This is a genomic window from Streptomyces xanthii, assembly GCF_014621695.1.
In the GTDB taxonomy this organism is placed as follows: Bacteria; Actinomycetota; Actinomycetes; order Streptomycetales; family Streptomycetaceae; genus Streptomyces; species Streptomyces xanthii.
The window spans coordinates 4675335-4693350 of sequence record NZ_CP061281.1 but is presented as its reverse complement, the minus strand read 5'-3'; the positions used below and the strand labels follow the sequence as shown (position 1 = coordinate 4693350).

The 18016-nt window shown below is 74.0% G+C and carries 13 protein-coding genes; 2 read left to right on the top strand and 11 right to left on the bottom strand.

Annotation, left to right across the window (positions count from 1 at the left end; all coding sequences use genetic code 11):
* Positions 1-4 precede the first annotated feature (4 nt).
* Both IAG42_RS21290 and ahcY read right to left on the bottom strand, forming a co-directional pair.
* Positions 5-619: a hypothetical protein gene (locus tag IAG42_RS21290; protein WP_188338560.1), complete on the bottom strand. Its 615-nt coding sequence runs from the start codon at positions 617-619 to the stop codon at positions 5-7.
* Between the two features lie 201 nt (positions 620-820).
* Entirely contained in the window at positions 821-2269 is a 1449-nt protein-coding gene (gene ahcY / locus IAG42_RS21285) for an adenosylhomocysteinase (RefSeq protein ID WP_188338559.1), read from the bottom strand.
* Positions 2270-2580: 311 nt separating this feature from the next.
* Between ahcY and lepB the strand changes: the two genes are divergently transcribed.
* Positions 2581-3243: a signal peptidase I gene (gene lepB / locus IAG42_RS21280; protein WP_188338558.1), complete on the top strand. Its 663-nt coding sequence runs from the start codon at positions 2581-2583 to the stop codon at positions 3241-3243.
* 129 nt (positions 3244-3372) lie between these two features.
* Here the strand turns inward: lepB and IAG42_RS21275 are convergent, their stop codons facing one another.
* The 7 genes from IAG42_RS21275 to IAG42_RS21245 all read right to left on the bottom strand — a co-directional run bounded on the left by IAG42_RS21275 (position 3373) and on the right by IAG42_RS21245 (position 11947).
* Positions 3373-4350 carry a cation diffusion facilitator family transporter gene (locus IAG42_RS21275; RefSeq protein ID WP_188338557.1) on the bottom strand — a complete coding sequence of 326 codons (978 nt, stop codon included), beginning with the start codon at positions 4348-4350 and terminating at the stop codon, positions 3373-3375.
* A gap of 128 nt (positions 4351-4478) precedes the next feature.
* On the bottom strand, positions 4479-5630 hold the full coding sequence (gene manA, locus IAG42_RS21270; protein ID WP_188338556.1) for a mannose-6-phosphate isomerase, class I: 1152 nt from the start codon (positions 5628-5630) through the stop codon (positions 4479-4481).
* Between the two features lie 59 nt (positions 5631-5689).
* A complete protein-coding gene (locus IAG42_RS21265) occupies positions 5690-6817 on the bottom strand; it encodes an SIS domain-containing protein (RefSeq protein ID WP_188338555.1) in 1128 nt (375 codons plus the stop codon).
* Between the two features lie 28 nt (positions 6818-6845).
* Positions 6846-7016, bottom strand: coding sequence for a Trm112 family protein (locus tag IAG42_RS21260; protein WP_018533654.1), 171 nt, complete (start codon positions 7014-7016; stop codon positions 6846-6848).
* 1274 nt (positions 7017-8290) lie between these two features.
* The gene (locus IAG42_RS21255; protein WP_188338554.1) at positions 8291-9655 is read right to left on the bottom strand and encodes a phosphomannomutase/phosphoglucomutase; all 1365 of its coding nucleotides are present in this window, start codon (positions 9653-9655) and stop codon (positions 8291-8293) included.
* A 117-nt stretch (positions 9656-9772) separates the two neighbouring features.
* Positions 9773-11389: an L-lactate permease gene (locus IAG42_RS21250; protein ID WP_188341520.1), complete on the bottom strand. Its 1617-nt coding sequence runs from the start codon at positions 11387-11389 to the stop codon at positions 9773-9775.
* 180 nt (positions 11390-11569) lie between these two features.
* Positions 11570-11947 carry a DUF3499 domain-containing protein gene (locus IAG42_RS21245; protein WP_188338553.1) on the bottom strand — a complete coding sequence of 126 codons (378 nt, stop codon included), beginning with the start codon at positions 11945-11947 and terminating at the stop codon, positions 11570-11572.
* A gap of 333 nt (positions 11948-12280) precedes the next feature.
* Between IAG42_RS21245 and IAG42_RS21240 the strand changes: the two genes are divergently transcribed.
* Entirely contained in the window at positions 12281-12748 is a 468-nt protein-coding gene (locus IAG42_RS21240; protein ID WP_188341519.1) for a metallopeptidase family protein, read from the top strand.
* A 39-nt stretch (positions 12749-12787) separates the two neighbouring features.
* Here the strand turns inward: IAG42_RS21240 and IAG42_RS21235 are convergent, their stop codons facing one another.
* Together IAG42_RS21235 and IAG42_RS21230 are read right to left on the bottom strand one after the other, a co-directional pair.
* The gene (locus IAG42_RS21235) at positions 12788-14305 is read right to left on the bottom strand and encodes a DUF5719 family protein (RefSeq protein WP_188338552.1); all 1518 of its coding nucleotides are present in this window, start codon (positions 14303-14305) and stop codon (positions 12788-12790) included.
* Positions 14302-17970 (bottom strand): glycosyltransferase family 2 protein, encoded by a 3669-nt coding sequence (locus IAG42_RS21230; RefSeq protein WP_188338551.1) that lies wholly within the window; start codon positions 17968-17970, stop codon positions 14302-14304. The genes IAG42_RS21235 and IAG42_RS21230 overlap by 4 nt, the downstream gene beginning before the upstream one ends.
* Positions 17971-18016 lie beyond the last annotated feature (46 nt).

The window sequence follows — 18016 nt, the reverse complement described above, 5'->3', positions numbered from 1 at the left end:
CGGGTCAGGGGAACGTCGAGGGCGGGGTCTCGAGGTGCTCCAGCTCGATGCCGGGGGCGGCCAGGACGACGTCGCCGCTGATGTGGACGGTGTGCTGCTCGCCCGTGTCCAGGGCTGTGACCTGGTACGCGTCCACGATCAGGGGTCCGTTGTCAGTGGCGTGTGTTTCGCTTTCCAGCAAGGTCCAGGACTGGTCCAGCGTGCGGGGCGCCAGCACGGGGTCGGTCAGTGCGACGAGGCGGACGCGGGTCGAGGGGGAAGCGGGGGTGAGGCGCAGCAGTCGTGCGGTGGCGACAAGGAACGCGGGGGACGTGCCGGTGAACGCGTGCGCGGGTGCGTTGCCTTCGGTGGCGTGAGTGCCGGTGGGGTCGGTGCGCACCCAGGTGACGCCGTCGAGGGCGGCTCCTCGGACCTGCCAGCTCGCCGCGTTCAGTTCGAGGCGGAGGGGGCGGCCGAGTTCGTCGAGGGCGAGGTCGATCGAGCCGGAGTGATCGCCGGAGGGGGTGGTCCGCTGGGCCACGTAGCGCCAGCCGGAGGGGCCGGGGGCGCAGTGGAAGTGTTCTTCACCGAGGGGGGTGTGATCGTGCGGATCGTGGAGCGAATATCGGCCGCGGGGCATGGGGTTCGTGGCGTCCTCTGTCTGGCCCGGTGACGCGGGACCGGGCTGTCTGACGGGTCCGGGCCGCCGGTGATCGGGCCGGCGGGTGCGGGCCGCTCCACGGGACAGGCCCCCGGCACGGGGGTGCGGGGGCCTGTCCTTGCAGCGCGGTTCAGCTCGGCCTGGTGTCAGGCGGGGTGATGCGTGCGGAGCAGCGGGTGCTCAGTAGCGGTAGTGGTCGGGCTTGTACGGGCCTTCGACCTCGACGCCGATGTACGAGGCCTGCTCCGGGCGCAGCTGGGTGAGCTTGACGCCGAGGGAGTCGAGGTGGAGGCGGGCGACCTTCTCGTCGAGGTGCTTGGGCAGCACGTAGACGTCGGTCGGGTACTCCTCGGGCTTGGTGAACAGCTCGATCTGGGCCAGCGTCTGGTCCGCGAACGAGTTCGACATCACGAAGGACGGGTGGCCGGTGGCGTTGCCCAGGTTCAGCAGGCGGCCCTCGGACAGCACGATGAGGACCTTGCCGTCGGGGTAGGTCCAGGTGTGGACCTGCGGCTTGACCTCGTCCTTCACGATCCCGGGGGTCTTCGCGAGACCGGCCATGTCGATCTCGTTGTCGAAGTGACCGATGTTCCCGACGATCGCCTGGTGCTTCATCTTGGCCATGTCGGCGGCCATGATGATGTCCTTGTTGCCGGTCGTGGTGACGAAGATGTCCGCCTTGTCGACGACCTCGTCCAGCGTCGTGACCTGGTAGCCGTCCATCGCCGCCTGCAGCGCGCAGATCGGGTCGATCTCCGTGATGATCACCCGCGCGCCCTGGCCGCGCAGCGACTCCGCGCAGCCCTTGCCCACATCGCCGTAACCGCACACGACAGCCGTCTTGCCACCGATGAGGACGTCCGTGGCACGGTTGATGCCGTCGATCAGCGAGTGACGGCAGCCGTACTTGTTGTCGAACTTCGACTTCGTCACCGCGTCGTTCACGTTGATCGCCGGGAACAGCAGAGTGCCGTCACGGTGCATCTCGTACAGACGGTGGACACCCGTCGTGGTCTCCTCCGTCACGCCGCGGATCTCCGAGGCGAGCTGGGTCCACTTCTGCGAGCCGTTGGTGATGGTGCGGTTGAGGAGCTCGAGGATGACGCGGTGCTCGTCGGACTCGGCGGTGTCGGCCGAGGGGACCTTGCCGTCCTTCTCGTACTCGACGCCCTTGTGGACGAGGAGGGTGGCGTCACCACCGTCGTCGAGGATCATGTTCGGGCCGCCGGTGGGGGTGTTCGGCCAGGTCAGGGCCTGCTCCGTGCACCACCAGTACTCCTCGAGGGTCTCGCCCTTCCAGGCGAAGACCGGGACGCCCTGCGGGTTGTCCGGCGTGCCGTTCGGGCCGACGGCGATGGCGGCGGCAGCGTGGTCCTGCGTCGAGAAGATGTTGCAGGACGCCCAGCGGACCTCGGCGCCGAGGGCGACCAGGGTCTCGATGAGGACGGCCGTCTGGACCGTCATGTGCAGGGAGCCGGTGACGCGGGCGCCGGCCAGGGGCTGGGCCTCCGCGTACTCCTTGCGGATCGACATCAGGCCGGGCATCTCGTGCTCGGCGAGGGTGATCTCCTTGCGGCCGAACGCCGCGAGGGAGAGGTCGGCGACCTTGAAGTCCTGTGCGGAAGTCATGTGTGAGCTGCTCCTCGGTGCAGTGCAGTCGGTCGAGGTGGGCTGGTGCGCCGCGTCCTTGCGGGGCGGGCACGCATGGCTGGTCTGCGGGTGTCTTCGGACACAGGTGTCCTCCGATACTCGCAGCGCAGTCCGTCGGAGGCCCTCTCTCCCTCGGCCGACCCGGCGTGCGGGCCGCCCGACCGCCATCAGCAGCGACGTCTGGCTCGTGACGAATCTACACCGATCGCCTCGCCCGGCCCCACCCCGTCCGCCGGGGCTAGCCTCTCCCCGCGCGGCTCCGCAGGTGAGCGGCGCGGGGAGGGAAACACATGAAGAGGAGAACGCGCCGGCTGCGGGTGGCGGCCTGGCTGCTGGGGCCGCTGGGTGTGGTGGTGCTGGTGGGGGCGGCGGGGTGGCTCGCGACGGGGTATCGGGGGGTGACGGCGGCCGGCGGAAGCATGGAGCCGACCTACTCGATCGGCGCGCGGCTGCTGATCGAGCGCGTGGACGGGGACGAGGTGCGCCGGGGTGATGTGGTGCTGCTGTCGATGCCCTCGCGTTACGGCGGGCGGCCCGTGCTGCAGCGGGTCGTGGGGCTGGGCGGGGACCGGGTGGCGCACGCCGGCGGGCCGACCGGGCCGACCCGCCTGAACGGGCGGGAGCTGGCCGAGCCGTATCTGCGGGGCGGCGAGGCGAACGGCGGCCCGGCCTACGACGTACGGGTTCCGCCCGGCCGGCTGTTCCTGATGGGCGACCAGCGGGGCGACTCGAACGACTCCCGCTACTTCCCGAGCGACCACGCGGGTTCGGTGCCGCTCGGCGCGGTGCAGGGGCGGGTCGTGGACAGTCCGGTGCGGCCGCTGGTGATCGCGGGGGCGGGGGTCGCCGGGCTGGGTTCGGCGATCGGGGGCCTGGCCTGCGGGGTCGCCGCGCGGCAGGCGCGGCGGCGGGACGAGGCGATGCGGCTGGCGGGGTGGCCGGTTCAGGAGTGACTGGTTCGAGAGTGACCGGATCAGGAGTGAGCCGGGGTCCGGGGAATCGGGCGTGGGCCTGAGCGGGCGTGGAGATGCGAGAAGGGGGGGCGGCGAGCCTGTGAAGCTCGCCGCCCCCCTTCGTTCAGGTCAGTGGCCCGGGGTCGGGGTGGGGCCGCCCGGGGTGGCCGCGGGGTCGGGGCCCTTGGCGGCCTCGGACTCGCTGTAGATGTCGGGCTCGAGGTAGATGACGCGGGCGATCGGAACGGCGGCGCGGATGCGGGTCTCCGCCGCGTCGATGGCGCGGGCGACCTCGGCCGCGGTGTTGTCGTGCCGGACGGCGATCTTCGCGGCGACGAGGAGCTCCTCGGGGCCGAGGTGGAGCGTGCGCATGTGGATGAGGCCGGTGACGGTGTCGCCGTCGACGACCGCCTTCTCGATCTTCTCGACCTCGTCGGTGCCGGCGGCCTCGCCGAGGAGCAGCGACTTCGTCTCCAGGGCGAGCACGATCGCGATGACGATGAGCAGGACACCGATGCAGAGGGTGCCGATGCCGTCCCAGACGCCGTCGCCGGTGGCGAGGGTGAGGCCGACGCCGAACAGCGCGAGGATCAGACCGATCAGGGCGCCGAAGTCCTCCAGGAGGACGACGGGCAGCTCGGGCGCCTTGGCGCGCTTGATGAACTGGCCCCAGGTGAGCTTGCCGCGCAGCTCGTTGGACTCCTTGATGGCGGTGCGGAAGGAGAAGCTCTCGGCGATGATCGCGAAGACGAGGACGCCGACCGGCCAGTACCAGTGCTCGAGGTCGTGCGGGTGCTTGATCTTCTCGTAGCCCTCGTAGACGGCGAACATGCCGCCGACGGAGAAGAGCACGATGGAGACGAGGAAGGCGTAGATGTAGCGCTCGCGGCCGTAGCCGAAGGGGTGCTGCGGGGTGGCCTCGCGCTGGGCCTTCTTGCCGCCGAGGAGCAGCAGTCCCTGGTTGCCGGAGTCGGCGAGGGAGTGGACGGACTCGGCGAGCATCGACGAGGAGCCACTGAAGAGGAACGCTACGAACTTCGCTACCGCGATGGCGAGGTTGGCGGCGAGTGCCGCCACGATCGCCTTGGCTCCGCCTGAAGCACTCATGTTGTTCCCGGTGTCCCTTCGTACGACCCGTGCTGCTGTGACGTCCTGTACCGCTGTGGCGGGAGGCGCTGTTTTGCTTGCCTTTTGCAGTGGGTCATTGTTGCAGCACGGGGCGCGTGGGACGGAGCTCAGGCCACCACTGTGGCCCGGAAAATCGTGCCCGTACCGGACACTTCGGCCTTCTCGCCCGCGGGGACGAACACGGACTGGCCGGGGCCGAGGTCGTTCGTGCCGGCGCGGACCGTGCCGGCGGTGCAGAGCAGGATCTGCGGGGTGGGGGCGGTCAGGTCGTGGCGGCCGCTGCTCGCGGGCAGGACGTAGCGCGAGAGGCGGAACTCGTCGATGGGGGTGTCGTAGACCTCTTCGCCGTCCGGGGAGGCCTCGGGGCGCAGGATCGCGGGGTCGGTGGCCTCGAAGCGGACGATGTGCAGCAGTTCGGGGACGTCGACGTGCTTGGGGGTCAGTCCGCAGCGCAGCACGTTGTCGGAGTTGGCCATGATCTCGACGCCGAGGCCGTCCAGGTAGGCGTGCGGGACTCCGGCGCCGAGGTAGAGGGCCTCGCCGGGCTGCAGCCGTACGTGGTTGAGGAGCATGGCCGCGATCACCCCGGGGTCGCCGGGGAAGTGGTGGGCGAGGTCCGCATAGGGGGCGTAGGGGCCGGAGAGGCGCTGGGCGGCGGCGGTGGCCTCGGTGACGGTGTGCGCCATCTCGGTGCGGTCGGCGCTGAGGATCGCGGTGAGGACCTCGCGCAGGGCGGCCTCTTCGGGGTGGGCGCGCAGCAGGTCGGCGTAGGGCTTGAGGCTGTCGACGCCGAGGCCTTCGAGGAGGCGGGCGGACTCCTCGGGGTCGCGGAAGCCGCACAGGCCGTCGAACTCGGTGAGTGCGCACACGAGTTCGGGCTTGTGGTTGGCGTCCTTGTAGTTGCGGTGCGGGGCCGCGAGGGGGATCCCGGCGCGCTCCTCGGCCTCGTAGCCCTGCTGTGCCTGGCGCAGGTCGGGGTGGACCTGGAGGGAGAGGGGGGCGCCCGCCGCGAGGAGCTTGAGGAGGAAGGGCAGGTGGGGGCCGAACTTGGCGACGGCCTCGGGTCCCAGTTCGCGCTCGGGGGCGGCGTCGATGACCTCGTTGAGCGGGCCGCGGTCGGTGCCGGAGGGGGCGCCGGGGTGGGCGCCCATCCACATCTCGGCCTGGGGTTCGCCGGTCGGCTCGGTGCCGAGGAGGTGCGGGATGGCGGTGGCGGATCCCCAGGCGTAGGGGCGGATGGGGTTGGTGAGGCGGTCCATGGGGCCTTTCTCCGTACGCGTCGGGCGAGCCGGCGGACTGCGCGCCGGGCGGGACTACTTCACGCCGTGGAGGCGAGGCCCAGGTAAACGGCGGCGAAATCCGTGACGGCGATCAGCTCCGCGAGCGTCTCCAGATCGCTGCCCTCCTCGGGCTCCAGCTCGCTGATCGCGGTGTCGTGGGAGAGCGCGAGCTCGCGGGCGGCGGGGGCGGCGCTGAGGCTGCCGGCGGGCCGGTCGCGGAGCAGGACGACGCGGGCGCGCAGGGCCTGGACCTCCTCGACGCGGTCGCGGAAGAAGTCGTCGGGGTCTGCGCCCGCGGCGAGGGAGCCGGTGAGCAGGGCGCCGTGGGCGGGCATGGCCTCGGGCAGGTCGGCGGCGAGGGCGGCGCGGCCGGCCAGCTCGGCGAGCGCGGCGGCGAACCGGCGTCCGGCGGGGCCCGCGGCGGCGCCCTCGGTCCAGATCAGCGGGAGGGCCTCGGCGAGCTCGGAGGCCAGGGTCTTGGCCGGGTTGCCGTACGTGGCGATCGCGGGGCCGCAGCGCTCGGCGGTGCGGTCGAGGCGGTCGGCGACCTTCTCCAGGGCCTCGGGGGGCGCGTCGAGCAGGCCGGTGCGGTCGAGCAGGGCGAGCAGCGGGGTGAGCAGGGCCCACAGGGCGCCGGGGGCGGAGGCCGCGTCCGGCTCGTCCTGCTCGTACGGGGCGGTCGCCATCGGGACGAACAGGCCGTGGGCGCGGGCGACGGCCTCGGTGAGCGGGGCGCCCGCGGGGGCGACGGCGACGACGGAGACGCCGCGCCGGTAGGCCTGCTCGACGAGGAGGGACAGGCTCGGCTCGCTGCCGTCCGGGGTCGCCACGAGAAGCAGGTCGACGGCGCCCGCCCAGCCGGGCAGCTCCCAGCGCAGGGCGCCCGGGGCGGGTGCGACGCCGGTGGTGCGCAGCCGTACGACGGGGCAGGCGGCGCCCGCGAGGCGGCGCAGGAGATCGGAGACGCCGAGCGCGGCGGTGCCGGGGCCCGCGATCAGCAGGGTGCGGGGGCGGCCGTCGGGCTTCAGGTCGCCGATGCCGGCCTCGGTGGCGTGCAGGACCGCCGTGCGGACGCGGGCGCCCGCCTCGGCGGCACCGCGCAGCAGGCCCCGGCGGTCGGCTCGGGCGAGCGCGTCCGGGTCGTCCAGGAGGGTTTCGTCGAACATGCGTCGGTCTCCTGCTTCGCGGTGGGGGTTACGCGGGGCGGCGGGCCTCGTCGACGAGGAGGACGGGGATGCCGTCGCGGACCGGGTAGGCCAGGCCGCAGTCCTTGCCGGTGCAGATCAGCTCGGCATCGGCCTCCTTCAGCGGGGCGTGGCAGGCCGGGCAGGCGAGGATCTCCAGGAGGCCGGCTTCGAGCGGCATGGGCGTTTCCCTCCGGGGGACGGACGTCGGGCGTCCGTCGGGTCGTCGGTCGGTGTCTTCTCGGTGTCTTGGTGTGACCTGGTCAGCGTACCGCTGGGGGACGGGCGGGGCCCGGTGCCTGTGCCTCTCCGGCGGGGGCGGGGATCTGGCCTGGGCCGGGGTGGGGGTGCCTCTTGGTTGGCTGGGTCGTCGGTGCGTCGGTGCGTCGGTGCGTCGGCAGGGGGCCGGGGGCCTGCTCGGCCGGGTAGCCCAAGCTGTCGCAGGGCGGGCGGGGCTTGGGTCGCCGCCTCCTTGATCGCGCGTCCGGCGCCGGGGTGCCGCCTTGCCCACCCGTGCCGCCCCAGGCGGCAGACTGCCCAAGGCGGCGGCGACCTGAGGGTGCCCGGGGCTGGGGGTGCCCGGGGCGGGGTTCCCGGCGCTGGAGGGCTGTCACGATGCTGGGCGGGTGGAACGCGTACTCGCGCGGGGAGTGGTGTCTGAGGCAGGGGCCGCAGGGGCGACGCCGCCGGCAGGGGCGGCGGGTGGGTGAGAGGAGCGGCTGGGGCAAGGTGGGTGCCCGGTGCAGTCCAGTGTCCCGGAGCGGGGCGCTGGACCGAGGGCCGACAACGCTGAGCCTCGCCGTCCAACCCGTGCCAAGGCGCTGCCCGACGCCGGAACCGGCGGCGCCTCCGTGCAGCCCGACAGGGGCGGGCAGAACGTTGCCTGAGGGGCGGACGGTCGCTCACTGGCGCTGAAAGGCGCCAGCGGTGCTTCCAGGCTGCGCCGAGCCTCGCCATCCAACCCGAGGCCGGGCGCCGGGCCGACGCCCCCGGAGGGGGCGGGAGGGTGGGAGAAAGGCTGAGGCAAAACTGGACACCCAGAGCCGGGCACGTCCCGGAACGGGGCGCTGGACCTCGGGCCGATGTCCCGGAGGGCCCGGGAGGCCGGGGGGCCCAGGGGCCGGCGGGCAGCGCTGAAAGCGCCGGCGGAGCCTCAGGACGGCGCTGAGCATCATCATCCCGCCCGAGGCCAGGCGCCGGGCCGACGCCCCTGGAGGGGGCGGGAGGGTGGGAGAGAGGCTCGGGCAAAGGTGGACACCCAGAGCCGGGCGCGTCACGGAGCCGGGCACGCCCGGAACAGGGCGCGTCCCCGAGCAGGGCACCGGACGCCGTACGCGTCCCGGAGCAGGGTGCGTCCGGGAGCACGACGCCGGCGCCGGGGCGCGCCCCACAGCCCCACCGCCGCGCACCGCGCGCCCCGCACCCCGCACCCCGCCCCCGGCCGGAGGCCAGGGGTTAGGCGCGGATCAGGGACAGGGCCTCGTCGCGGATTTTTTCCATGGTCACCGTGTCCCGCGCCTCCGCGTTCAACCGCAGCAGCGGCTCCGTGTTGGACGGGCGGACGTTGAACCACCAGTCGGCGGCGCTCACCGTGAGGCCGTCGAGCTCGTCCAGGGTGACGCCGTCGCGGCCCGCGTACGCGTCCTTGATCGCGGCGAGCCGGCCCGCCTGGTCGGCGACGGTGGAGTTGATCTCCCCCGAGCCCGCGTAGCGGTCGTAGGAGGCGACGAGGGAGGAGAGCGGGCCCGTCTGGCCGCCGAGCGCGGCGAGGACGTGGAGGGCGGCGAGCATGCCCGTGTCCGCGTTCCAGAAGTCCTTGAAGTAGTAGTGCGCCGAGTGCTCGCCACCGAAGATCGCGCCGCTGGTGGCCATCTCCTGCTTGATGAACGAGTGCCCCACGCGCGTGCGCACGGGCGTGCCCCCGTGCTCGCGGACGACCTCGGGGACGGACCAGGAGGTGATCAGGTTGTGGATGATCGTGCCGGTCCCGCCGTTGCGCGCGAGTTCACGCGCGGCGACGAGGGCGGTGACGGCGGACGGGGAGACCGGCTCGCCGCGCTCGTCGACGACGAAGCAGCGGTCCGCGTCGCCGTCGAAGGCGAGGCCGAGGTCGGCGCCCTCGGCGCGGACGCGGGCCTGGAGGTCGACGAGGTTGGCCGGGTCCAGCGGGTTCGCCTCGTGGTTCGGGAACGTGCCGTCGAGTTCGAAGTACATCGGTACGACGTCCAGCGGCAGCCCGGCGAGGACGGTGGGGACGGTGTGCCCGCCCATCCCGTTCCCCGCGTCCACGACGACCTTGAGGGGGCGGATGCCGCTCAGGTCGACGAGGCCGCGCAGGTGCGCCGCGTAGCCGTCGAGGGTGTCGCGCCGGCTGATCGTGCCGGGAGTGGCGGCGGGCTCGGGGGCGCCGGACTCGCTCCACTGCTCGGCGAGGCGGCGGATGTCGGCGAGTCCGGTGTCCTGGCCGACGGGGGCGGCGCCGGCCCGGCACATCTTGATGCCGTTGTACTGCGCCGGGTTGTGCGAGGCGGTGAACATGGCGCCGGGCAGGCCGAGCGCGCCCGACGCGTAGTACAGCTGGTCGGTGGAGCAGAGGCCGATCTCGGTGACGTCGGCGCCGAGTGCGGCGGCGCCGCGCGCGAAGGCGCCGGACAGGCCGGGCGAGGAGGGGCGCATGTCGTGCCCGACGACGATCGCGTCGGCGCCGGTCACCCGGACGAAGGCGGCGCCGAGGAGCGCGGAGGTCTCCTCGTCCCACTGGTCCGGGACCACCCCGCGCACGTCGTACGCCTTCACGATCGTCGACAGATCTGCAGCCACGGCCGGCCCAGCCCTCCTGGAGTCTTCTCGGACCCCACAAACTACCCGGCCGTACCGACAGCGGGCCGTGAACCCCTCATTCCTCCCCGGGCGCGTGCCGCCCGGCATCACCACAGGTCACGGCAGCATCCAGGACAGCACGGGGGTGCTCTGCCCCAGCACGATCAGGCACATCACGAGCAACAGGCCCAGGCTCCACGGCAGTACCTTGCGCAGCAGGTCGCCCTCCTTCCCGGCGAGGCCGACGGCGGCGCAGGCGATGGTGAGGTTCTGCGGGGAGATCATCTTGCCGAGGACGCCGCCGGAGCTGTTCGCCGCGGCGAGGAGCTCGGGCGAGAGGCCGGACTGCTGGGCGGCGGTCACCTGGAGGGCGCCGAAGAGTGCGTTGGCGGAGGTGTCGGAGCCGGAGACGGCGACGCCGAACCAGCCGAGGACGGGTGACAGGAAGGCGAGCCCGGCACCCGCCGCCGCCACGGCGTGCCCGATGGTGGCGGCCTGCCCGGACAGGTTCATCACGTAGGCGAGGGCGAGCACGCTCGTCACCGTGAGGATCGCGAAGCGCAGTTCATGGACGGTGCCCAGCCATTCGCGCACCGCCACGCGCGCGTGGACGCCGAGCACGACGGCGGTGCCGATGCCGGCGAGGAGCACGAGGGTGCCGCCGGTGGAGACGAGGGGCAGGGTGAACACGTTGCCGCCGACCGGCTTGCCGCCGGGGTCCGCGACGTCCAGGAAGGGCCAGTCGAAGACCCGGTTGGCGCGGGCGAGCATCTCCTTGACGGCGGGGATCTGCGCCACGGAGAAGATCACGACGATGAGCGCGTACGGGGTGTAGGCGCGCACGATCTCAGGGCGCGGGTCCTCCTCGTCGAGGTCCTCGCTGCGGGCGCCGGTGAGGACGGCGGCCCGTACGGGCTCGGCGGCGGGCCGGCGCGCGTGCGGTACGGCGACCAGGGCGCCGGCGCCGATCAGGGCGGCGCCGATGTCGGCGAGCTGCGCGGACACATAGTTGGAGGCGGCGAACTGGGCGCCGGCGAAGGCGACGCCGCAGGTGAGCGCGGGCACCCAGGTCTCGCGCAGGCCGCGCCGCCCGTCGACGAGACCGACGAGCACGAGCGGCACCACGAGGGCGAGCAGCGGGGTCTGACGGCCCACCACCGAGGCTACCGAGTCGAGCGGGAGGCCGGTGACCTGGGCGAGTGTGACGACGGGGGTGCCCATGGCACCGAAGGCAACCGGCGCGGTGTTGGCGACGAGCGCGACGACGGCGGCCTTGACGGGGTCGAAGCCGAGCGCGACGAGCATGACGGCGCAGATGGCGACGGGCGCGCCGAACCCGGCGAGCGCCTCCAGGAGCGCGCCGAAGCAGAAGGCGACGACGAGGGCCTGGATGCGCGGGTCGTCGGAGAGCCGTCCGAAGGACCGGCGCAGGATGTCGAAGTGCCGGGTGCGGACGGTCATCCGGTACACCCACAGGGCGTTGACGACGATCCACAGGATGGGGAAGAGCCCGAAGAGGGCGCCTTGGGCGGCGCCGGCGAAGGTCTGGTCGAGCGGCATGCCGAAGGCGAGCCAGGCGACGAGGACGGCGACGGCGAGTCCGATGAGGCCCGCGCGGTGGGCCTTCATCCGGACGGCGCCGAGCAGGACGAGGACGGTGACGAGGGGCAGGATCGCGACGAGGGCGGACAGGCCGAGCGATCCGCCGACGGGCTCCAGTTGCTGGACGAACACGTGCGCCTCCCGGAATCCCGGAGTCAGGTGCGGAGTCGTCATGGTCATGTCATCCAGCGACACGAGTCAACGCATGGGACACGAATGGCGTCGCGTCAGATGCTCGTACGGGGGTCGACTGCCCGGCGGGGGGTCAGACATCCGCTGTCCGCCGGGACTTCGGGCGCCCGGCGGGGGCCGTCAGTTGTCCGGCGAGCGCAGGACGCGGAGGTGGCCGCGGCGGGCGACCTCCATCGGGTCCGCGGTGCGCGGCCCGGAGCCGCCGGCCTCGGCGACGCGCTCCTGGGGGCGGGCCGCCTCGCGCACGGCGTTGGCGAGGGCCTCCAGGTCGTCCCCGCTGGGGCGGCTCGGGCCGCTGCCGTCGGAGAGCCGGACGACCTCCCACCCGCGCGGGGCGGTGAGGCGCCCGGAGTGCTCGGCGCACAGGTCGTAACAGTGCGGCTCGGCGTAGGTGGCGAGGGGGCCGAGGACCGCGGTCGAGTCGGCGTAGACGTACGTCAGCGTCGCGACGGCGGGACGGCCGCAAGCGGTGCGCGAACAGCGACGTACAGGGCTCACGATGTTGGACGGTACCGCACTCTTGAGCGGGCCGCGACGACTCTCCCCGAGGTCACCCCACCGTGTCGCGTGGTGAGACGGCGCACACGGGCCCACGGGGGCGCCCGCGGTGACCTGCGAGGACCCCGGGTCGTACGCCCCCGCGACCACTTGAAACCGGTCACCACTCGGGGCAAATCCGGCCAGGAGCCGCGAGATCAGCGGTCCGGGGAAGAAGCGTAATCAAGCTCAAGACTGGCCTGATCGGTCAGGAATCGACAGGGGGTACCCCGAACGGAGCCGCTCCGCGCCGCCGAGACCCGCACGGCCGTGGAGGACTACGCTGCCTCGGTGATGGAAAGTCCTGACAATCAGGGACCGCGCGCCCCCGGCGAGCCGCGCCCGCCGCGCCGCCGCGACCGGCACGGCCGCGGCATGCGTGGGCCCGTGGCACCGCCTCAGGTGCCGCTGGCGGCGAGCAGGGCCGAGGTCTTCGCGGACCTCGTGCAGGACTCCGTGGAGCGCCTGGAGCGGCGCTGGCCGCAACTGTCCGAGGTCGACTTCCTGGTCCTGGAGGTGCCGCGGCTGACCCGCGAGGACGAGGCCTGGGGCGGCGACAGCGTGCCGCTGGGCGGCGTGATCCCGGCGCGGGAAGGACACCCCGCGCGCGTGATCGTCTACCGGCGCCCCGTGGAGATCCGCAGCAAGGGGCGCGACGAGCGGGCGGCGCTGGTGCACGACGTGGTCGTCGAGCAGGTCGCCGAGGTGCTCGGGCTCACCCCCGAGACCGTGGACCCGCGCTACGGGGACGCCGAGGACTGAGCCGCCGCGCCCACCGCGGCGGCCCCGCCCCGCGCGCCGCTACCGCTGCAGCACCGCCAGGTCCTCGTCGGCCTGCGGCACGAACACGGTGCCGCGGTCGTCGGGCAGCGTCTGGACCGTGAACGCGGGCACGCCGTCCTGTTCCCGCGCCAGCATCCGCGAGGCGTGCACGGGGCCGCCCGAGACGGGCTCCACGGTGAGCGCGTAGGTGCCCTTCAGGCCGCTCGGGGCGGGCGGGGTCACCGACAGCGTCGTCCCGGCCCTGACCGTGTACTCCTTCGTGGTCGCCGTGCCGCCGCCGGTGCCCGGGGAGGCGGTGACCTTGACCTTCGCCGCGGCGTCCGGGGCGGTCAGCGCGAGCGTGACGCCCTTCGCCGGGTTGCCGGCGACCGTCGCGCGCGTGCCGATGTCCCGGGTCGCGGGGATGTACGCGGTCTCCCGGTCGGCGCCCTTGCCGCGCGTGACGCGCAGCGCGGCCACCACCGGCACCGAGTCCTCGGTGGGCGACAGGATCAGCGAGCCCGGCTCCCCGCGCGTGACCTCGCCGAGGTCGACCGCGCTCGTCATGCCCGACTTCACGTGCAGCGTGGCGTGCCCGGCCGGGGAGATCCGGCCGGTGCCCGTGGCGAGCTGCACCTTCAGGTCGGCGTCGTCCTGGCCCGGCGCGAAGACCACCAGGCGGGCGTCCGTCGCGTCCTTCGGGATGCCGGGCAGCACGAGCGTGCCCGCCGGGTCGGCGGCCGCGGGCAGCCAGTCGCCGCCCAGCTTGGCGTCGGCGGCGGACACCGCGGCGGCGACCCGGCCGCTGCGCGCGGTGACGTGCGCCGTCAGGTTCGGGTACGGCTTCTCGGTGAGCGTCGACAGGAGCACCGGGACGCTGGAGTGCGGCCCCACCTGGATGCCCTCGCCGACGTCGGACTTGATCGCACCGTCGGGGCCCGCCAGCTGCACGTCCACAACCGCGGCCTCGTCGTCCGGGTTCGTGAGGTGCAGGTAGTCGCTTCGGTCCTCGTCGGTGGAGACGCCGGGGAACCAGAAGTCGGTGTCGGGCGCGGAGCAGCTCAGGCCGAGCAGGCCGCGGCCGGTGCCCGCGGTGACCGAGGTGGTCTGCTGGACGGTCCAGCCGGGGGCCAGCGCGCCGTCCGCGGTGCCGATCAGGGCGGGGGCGTCGGCGCCGTCGGCCTCGCCCTCGACGGGCTTGCCGGGCGCCTTCGGGGTGAGGACCGGCTTCCGCTGCTTGTCGCCGCCCTTGTCGCCCTTGCCCTTGTCCGTGCCCTGGTCCGTGCCGTCGGCCGCGTCGGTCCCGGCCGGCAGCAGCCGTGCGGTGCCGCCGTCCTCGGTGTCCTTCGAGGGCGGCGTGTACGCCCCGTACGCGGTCTCCGCCAGGTCCGACGGGCTGGCCGAGGGGCACAGCAGGCTGGAGCGCTCGACGGGCAGCCGGGCGGCGGCCTTGGCGGGGGCGTCGTCCTCGCCGCCGCCCGAGGAGGCGGCGGCGAAACCGGTGACGGCGGCGAGCGCCACGGTGGCGGCGATCAGGGACAGGGTCGTGCGGTTCACTGCTGGCTCCCGTCGGGGCGCTCACGGTCGGCGCCGGTGCCGTCGCCGTGCTGCTCGGGCGTCGCTTCGTAGGGCTCGTACGGGGTCTGCGTCTCGTAGGTGCCCCCGTAGGCGTACGGGTCGTACTGGTTCGCCTGGTAGGGGTCGGCCTGCGGGGCGTAGCCGTAGGAGGCGTCCTGGTACGGCTGCTGCTCGCCCGCCGCGTACGGGGTGGTGCCGTACTCGGCGTTCGCGTAGCTGGGCTGGTCCCACTCTGCGTAGGCCTGCTGCGGGATGCCCGCGGGCTCCTCCGGGACGGGCGGCGCCTCGTCGGGTGCCGCGTTCTGCGCGGCCTCGGCCTCGGCCTGGGCGCGCAGCCTGCGGGCGCGGCGGCCCTCGCCCTCCATGGCCTGCGCGGGCACGGCGACGTCCTCCTCGGGGAGGTCGTCGTCGACGTCGCGGCGGCGGCCCGGCAGGGCGAGCACGATCAGGACGAGGGTGAGGGCGCCCTGGGCCCACAGCCAGGCGGTGTGGGTGAGCGGGGCGTCGTAGGTGACGTCGAGGCGGCCCGCGGACGCGGGCAGTTCGAAGCCCTGGGCCCAGCCGTCGACGGTGACCGGCTTCAGGGCGGTGCCGTCGAGCGTGGCGGTCCAGCCCTCGGCGGCCTCGTCGGCGAGACGCAGCACGCGGCCCTGCGGACCGGCGGGCACGTCGGTGTGCACGTCGACGGGGCCCGCGGCGACGGGCCTGGCCTGCTCGGAGGTGGAGCCGGTGGCGGGGGTCGGCAGCAGCACGGCGCGGGCCACCTGCCGGTCGACGCGCCACAGGGCGGTGCCGTCCTGCTGGCTGAGCCGGGTCAGGCCCGGCGTCGCGTCCAGGACGCGGCCCATCTGGCGGGGCGCTCCGTCCCGTACGAGGACGTAGCGCACGGCGAAGCCGCCGAGCTGGTCGGCCTGGTCGGCGCCGGAGCCGGCGACCAGGTTGGCGACGACCTTGTCGAGCTTCGGGTTGACGTCCGCGGCCTCGGTCAGCTCGCCGTCGCCGAGCCGGGCACCGGCGCCGCGCACGAGCGAGTACGAGACCTCTCCGGTGGAGCCGGCCAGGACGAGCGTGCGGGCCTGGTCGCGGGTGCCGGCCTCCTCGGCGACGAACGCGGGCACCTGCACCGGGTCTCGTCGCTCCAGGGGGCCGTCGGCGCCGGCGATCATCCAGCCGGCGGCGAGCAGCAGCGGTCCGCCGGCCGCGGCGAAGGCGACGAGCGCGGCGACCGGCTGGCGCCAGCCGAAGCTCTGCTCGGCGACGCGCGAGCGGGCGCCGTCGGCGCCGAGGACGGCGGCGGCGAGAAGGCCGAGGCCGTAGACGAGGGTGGCGGGGCCGGCCCACGTCGATCCGTCGGACAGGATCGCGAAGACGAGGCCCGTGAAGGCGGCGGCCCAGGCCGTCAGGATCGCCAGGCGGCGCTCCTGGCGCAGCAGGGCGGCGAGGGCGGCGAGGACGATGCCGATGAGGAGCAGGCTGCCCGTGGTGCCGGGGCCGCCGGGCGAGGCGCCGAGCAGTCCGAGGGCGGACGCCGAGTCCTTCCCGTAGGGCAGTCCGGCCTCCTTGAAGAAGCCGAACGGGAGCAGGGACAGCGACCACGGGGCGAGCATCAGCAGTGGGGTGCCGAGCGCGGCGAGCAGGCGCAGTCCGTAGGCGGGGATGTCGTCGCGGCGCACCGCGAGGAGCGCGACGCCGAGGACGAGGGCGATGGGCCAGACGATCGGGGTGAACGCGGTCGCCATGGTGAGCAGCAGGGCGAACGCCCAGGTGGCGCGCCAACTGCCGCGGGCGCCCTTGCTGTTCGTGAAGCCGGCCGCGGACAGGCCCGCGCGGGCGATGAGCGGCAGCAGGACGGCGAGGACCGAGGTGCCGACGCGGCCGCCGGCGAGGGCGCCGGTGACGGCGGGCAGGAACGCGTAGGCGACGGCCGCCCAGGCGCGCAGCAGGCGCGACTCGACGAGCGGCCTGGAGGCGAAGTACGCGGCGAACCCGGCGAGCGGCACCGAGCCGACGAGCAGCACGGTGAGCGCGAGTCCGGTGGAGCCCAGGAACACGGAGGCGAGGGCCGCGACGATCGCGAGGTACGGGGGCGCGGCCTGGGTGCCGCCGGTGCTGGTGGCGTGCCAGGCGTCCAGGTAGCGCGACCACAGGGCGGAGGCGTCGCCGGGGGCGGGCAGCAGGGCGCCGCCGGTGAGGGCGCCGCTGCCGAGCAGTTCGCGGCAGGCGACCAGGGAGATGAACAGGAGGACGACGAGGAGCATCGGGCCCGGGTTGCGGGCGATGCGCTTGAGCCGGGCGAACCGCTCGACCTGGATGAAGTCGTCGTCACCGGGCGCCGGTTCGAGTCCGCCGCCGCCGTGCCGGCCCGCCGTGGTGGTCTCCGGCTCGGAGCCGCCGAAGAGGCTGCCGGCGACCTGCTCGACGGTGTGCCGGACGGTGGCGCCGGGCGGCGGGAACAGCGGTCGCAGTTCCTTGGCGTCGACGGTGCCCCTGCCGCGGCGCTTGCGTGCGGCGAGGATCCGGCCGGGCCGCAGCAGGGTGGACATCAGGCCGGCGATCTCGTCGAAGGCCTGTCCCGGCACCTTGCCCACGAGGTAGGCGAGGGTGCGCAGCACGGTGCCGACGACGAGGCGGAGCAGCACCCAGGGGAGCGCCGCCCCGCGCGCGTTGACGAGCAGGGTGTAGACGGCGCCCGCCTTGTCGACCTTGTGCGGCGAGGTGGCGGTGCGGCCGACGCAGTCGACGGTGCGGCGCTCGCGCGAGGAGGCCTCGGCGTGCCGCACGACGGCGTCGGGGGCGACGAGGACGCGGTGTCCGGCGGCCTGGGCGCGCCAGCACAGGTCGACGTCGTCGCGCATGAGGGGCAGCCGTCGGTCGAAGCCGCCGAGCTGCTCGAAGACGTCGCGGCGCACGAGCATGCCGGCGGTGGACACGGACAGGACGGGCCGCACGTGGTCGTGCTGGCCCTGGTCCTGCTCGCGGCGGTCGAGGCCGGTCCAGCGGCGGCCCGAGTGGGCGATGGAGACGCCGACTTCGAGCAGCTGCCTGCGGTCGTACCAGCCGCGCAGCTTGGGTCCGACGATCGCGACGTCGGCGCCGGCCTCGCGCTCGGCCTCGACGACGCGCAACATCTGGGCGAGCGCGTCGGGTTCGGGCGCGCAGTCGTCGTGCAGCAGCCACAGCCACTGCTCGGGTTCGCCGTGCGGCAGGTCGGGCAGGTCGTAGGCGTCGTCGCGCCAGGAGCGGCTGACGGGGTCCCAGCCGCTGGGGCGCTTCAGGTACGGCAGCTCTTCGGGGGTGAGCACGCCGGCGCCGCGCACGGCTTCCTCGACGGCCTGGCCGAAGCCGGTGCGGCGGGCGAGGTGCAGGACGCGCTCGTCGCCGAGTGCCTGGGCGACCAGGGCGGCGGACGCGTCGGCGCTGCCGGTGTCGGCCGCCACCGCGTTCTGCACGGGGCGCTCCTGGCCGAGCAGTCCGGTCAGGACGTCGGGCAGCCAGCGGGCCCCGTCGTGCGAGACGAGGACGGCGGTGACGACATGCCTGGGGAACTCGGGGGCGCTGCTCGGGTCGGACCCCGCTTGCGGCCCCGGGTTGAACGCGGCGGCGGCAGCGCCGAACTGGCCTGCCGAATGGCTGTGCACGGACATCGAGGTACGGGCCCCGGTTCGTCTGGACTGCGGTGGACGCCTGTGT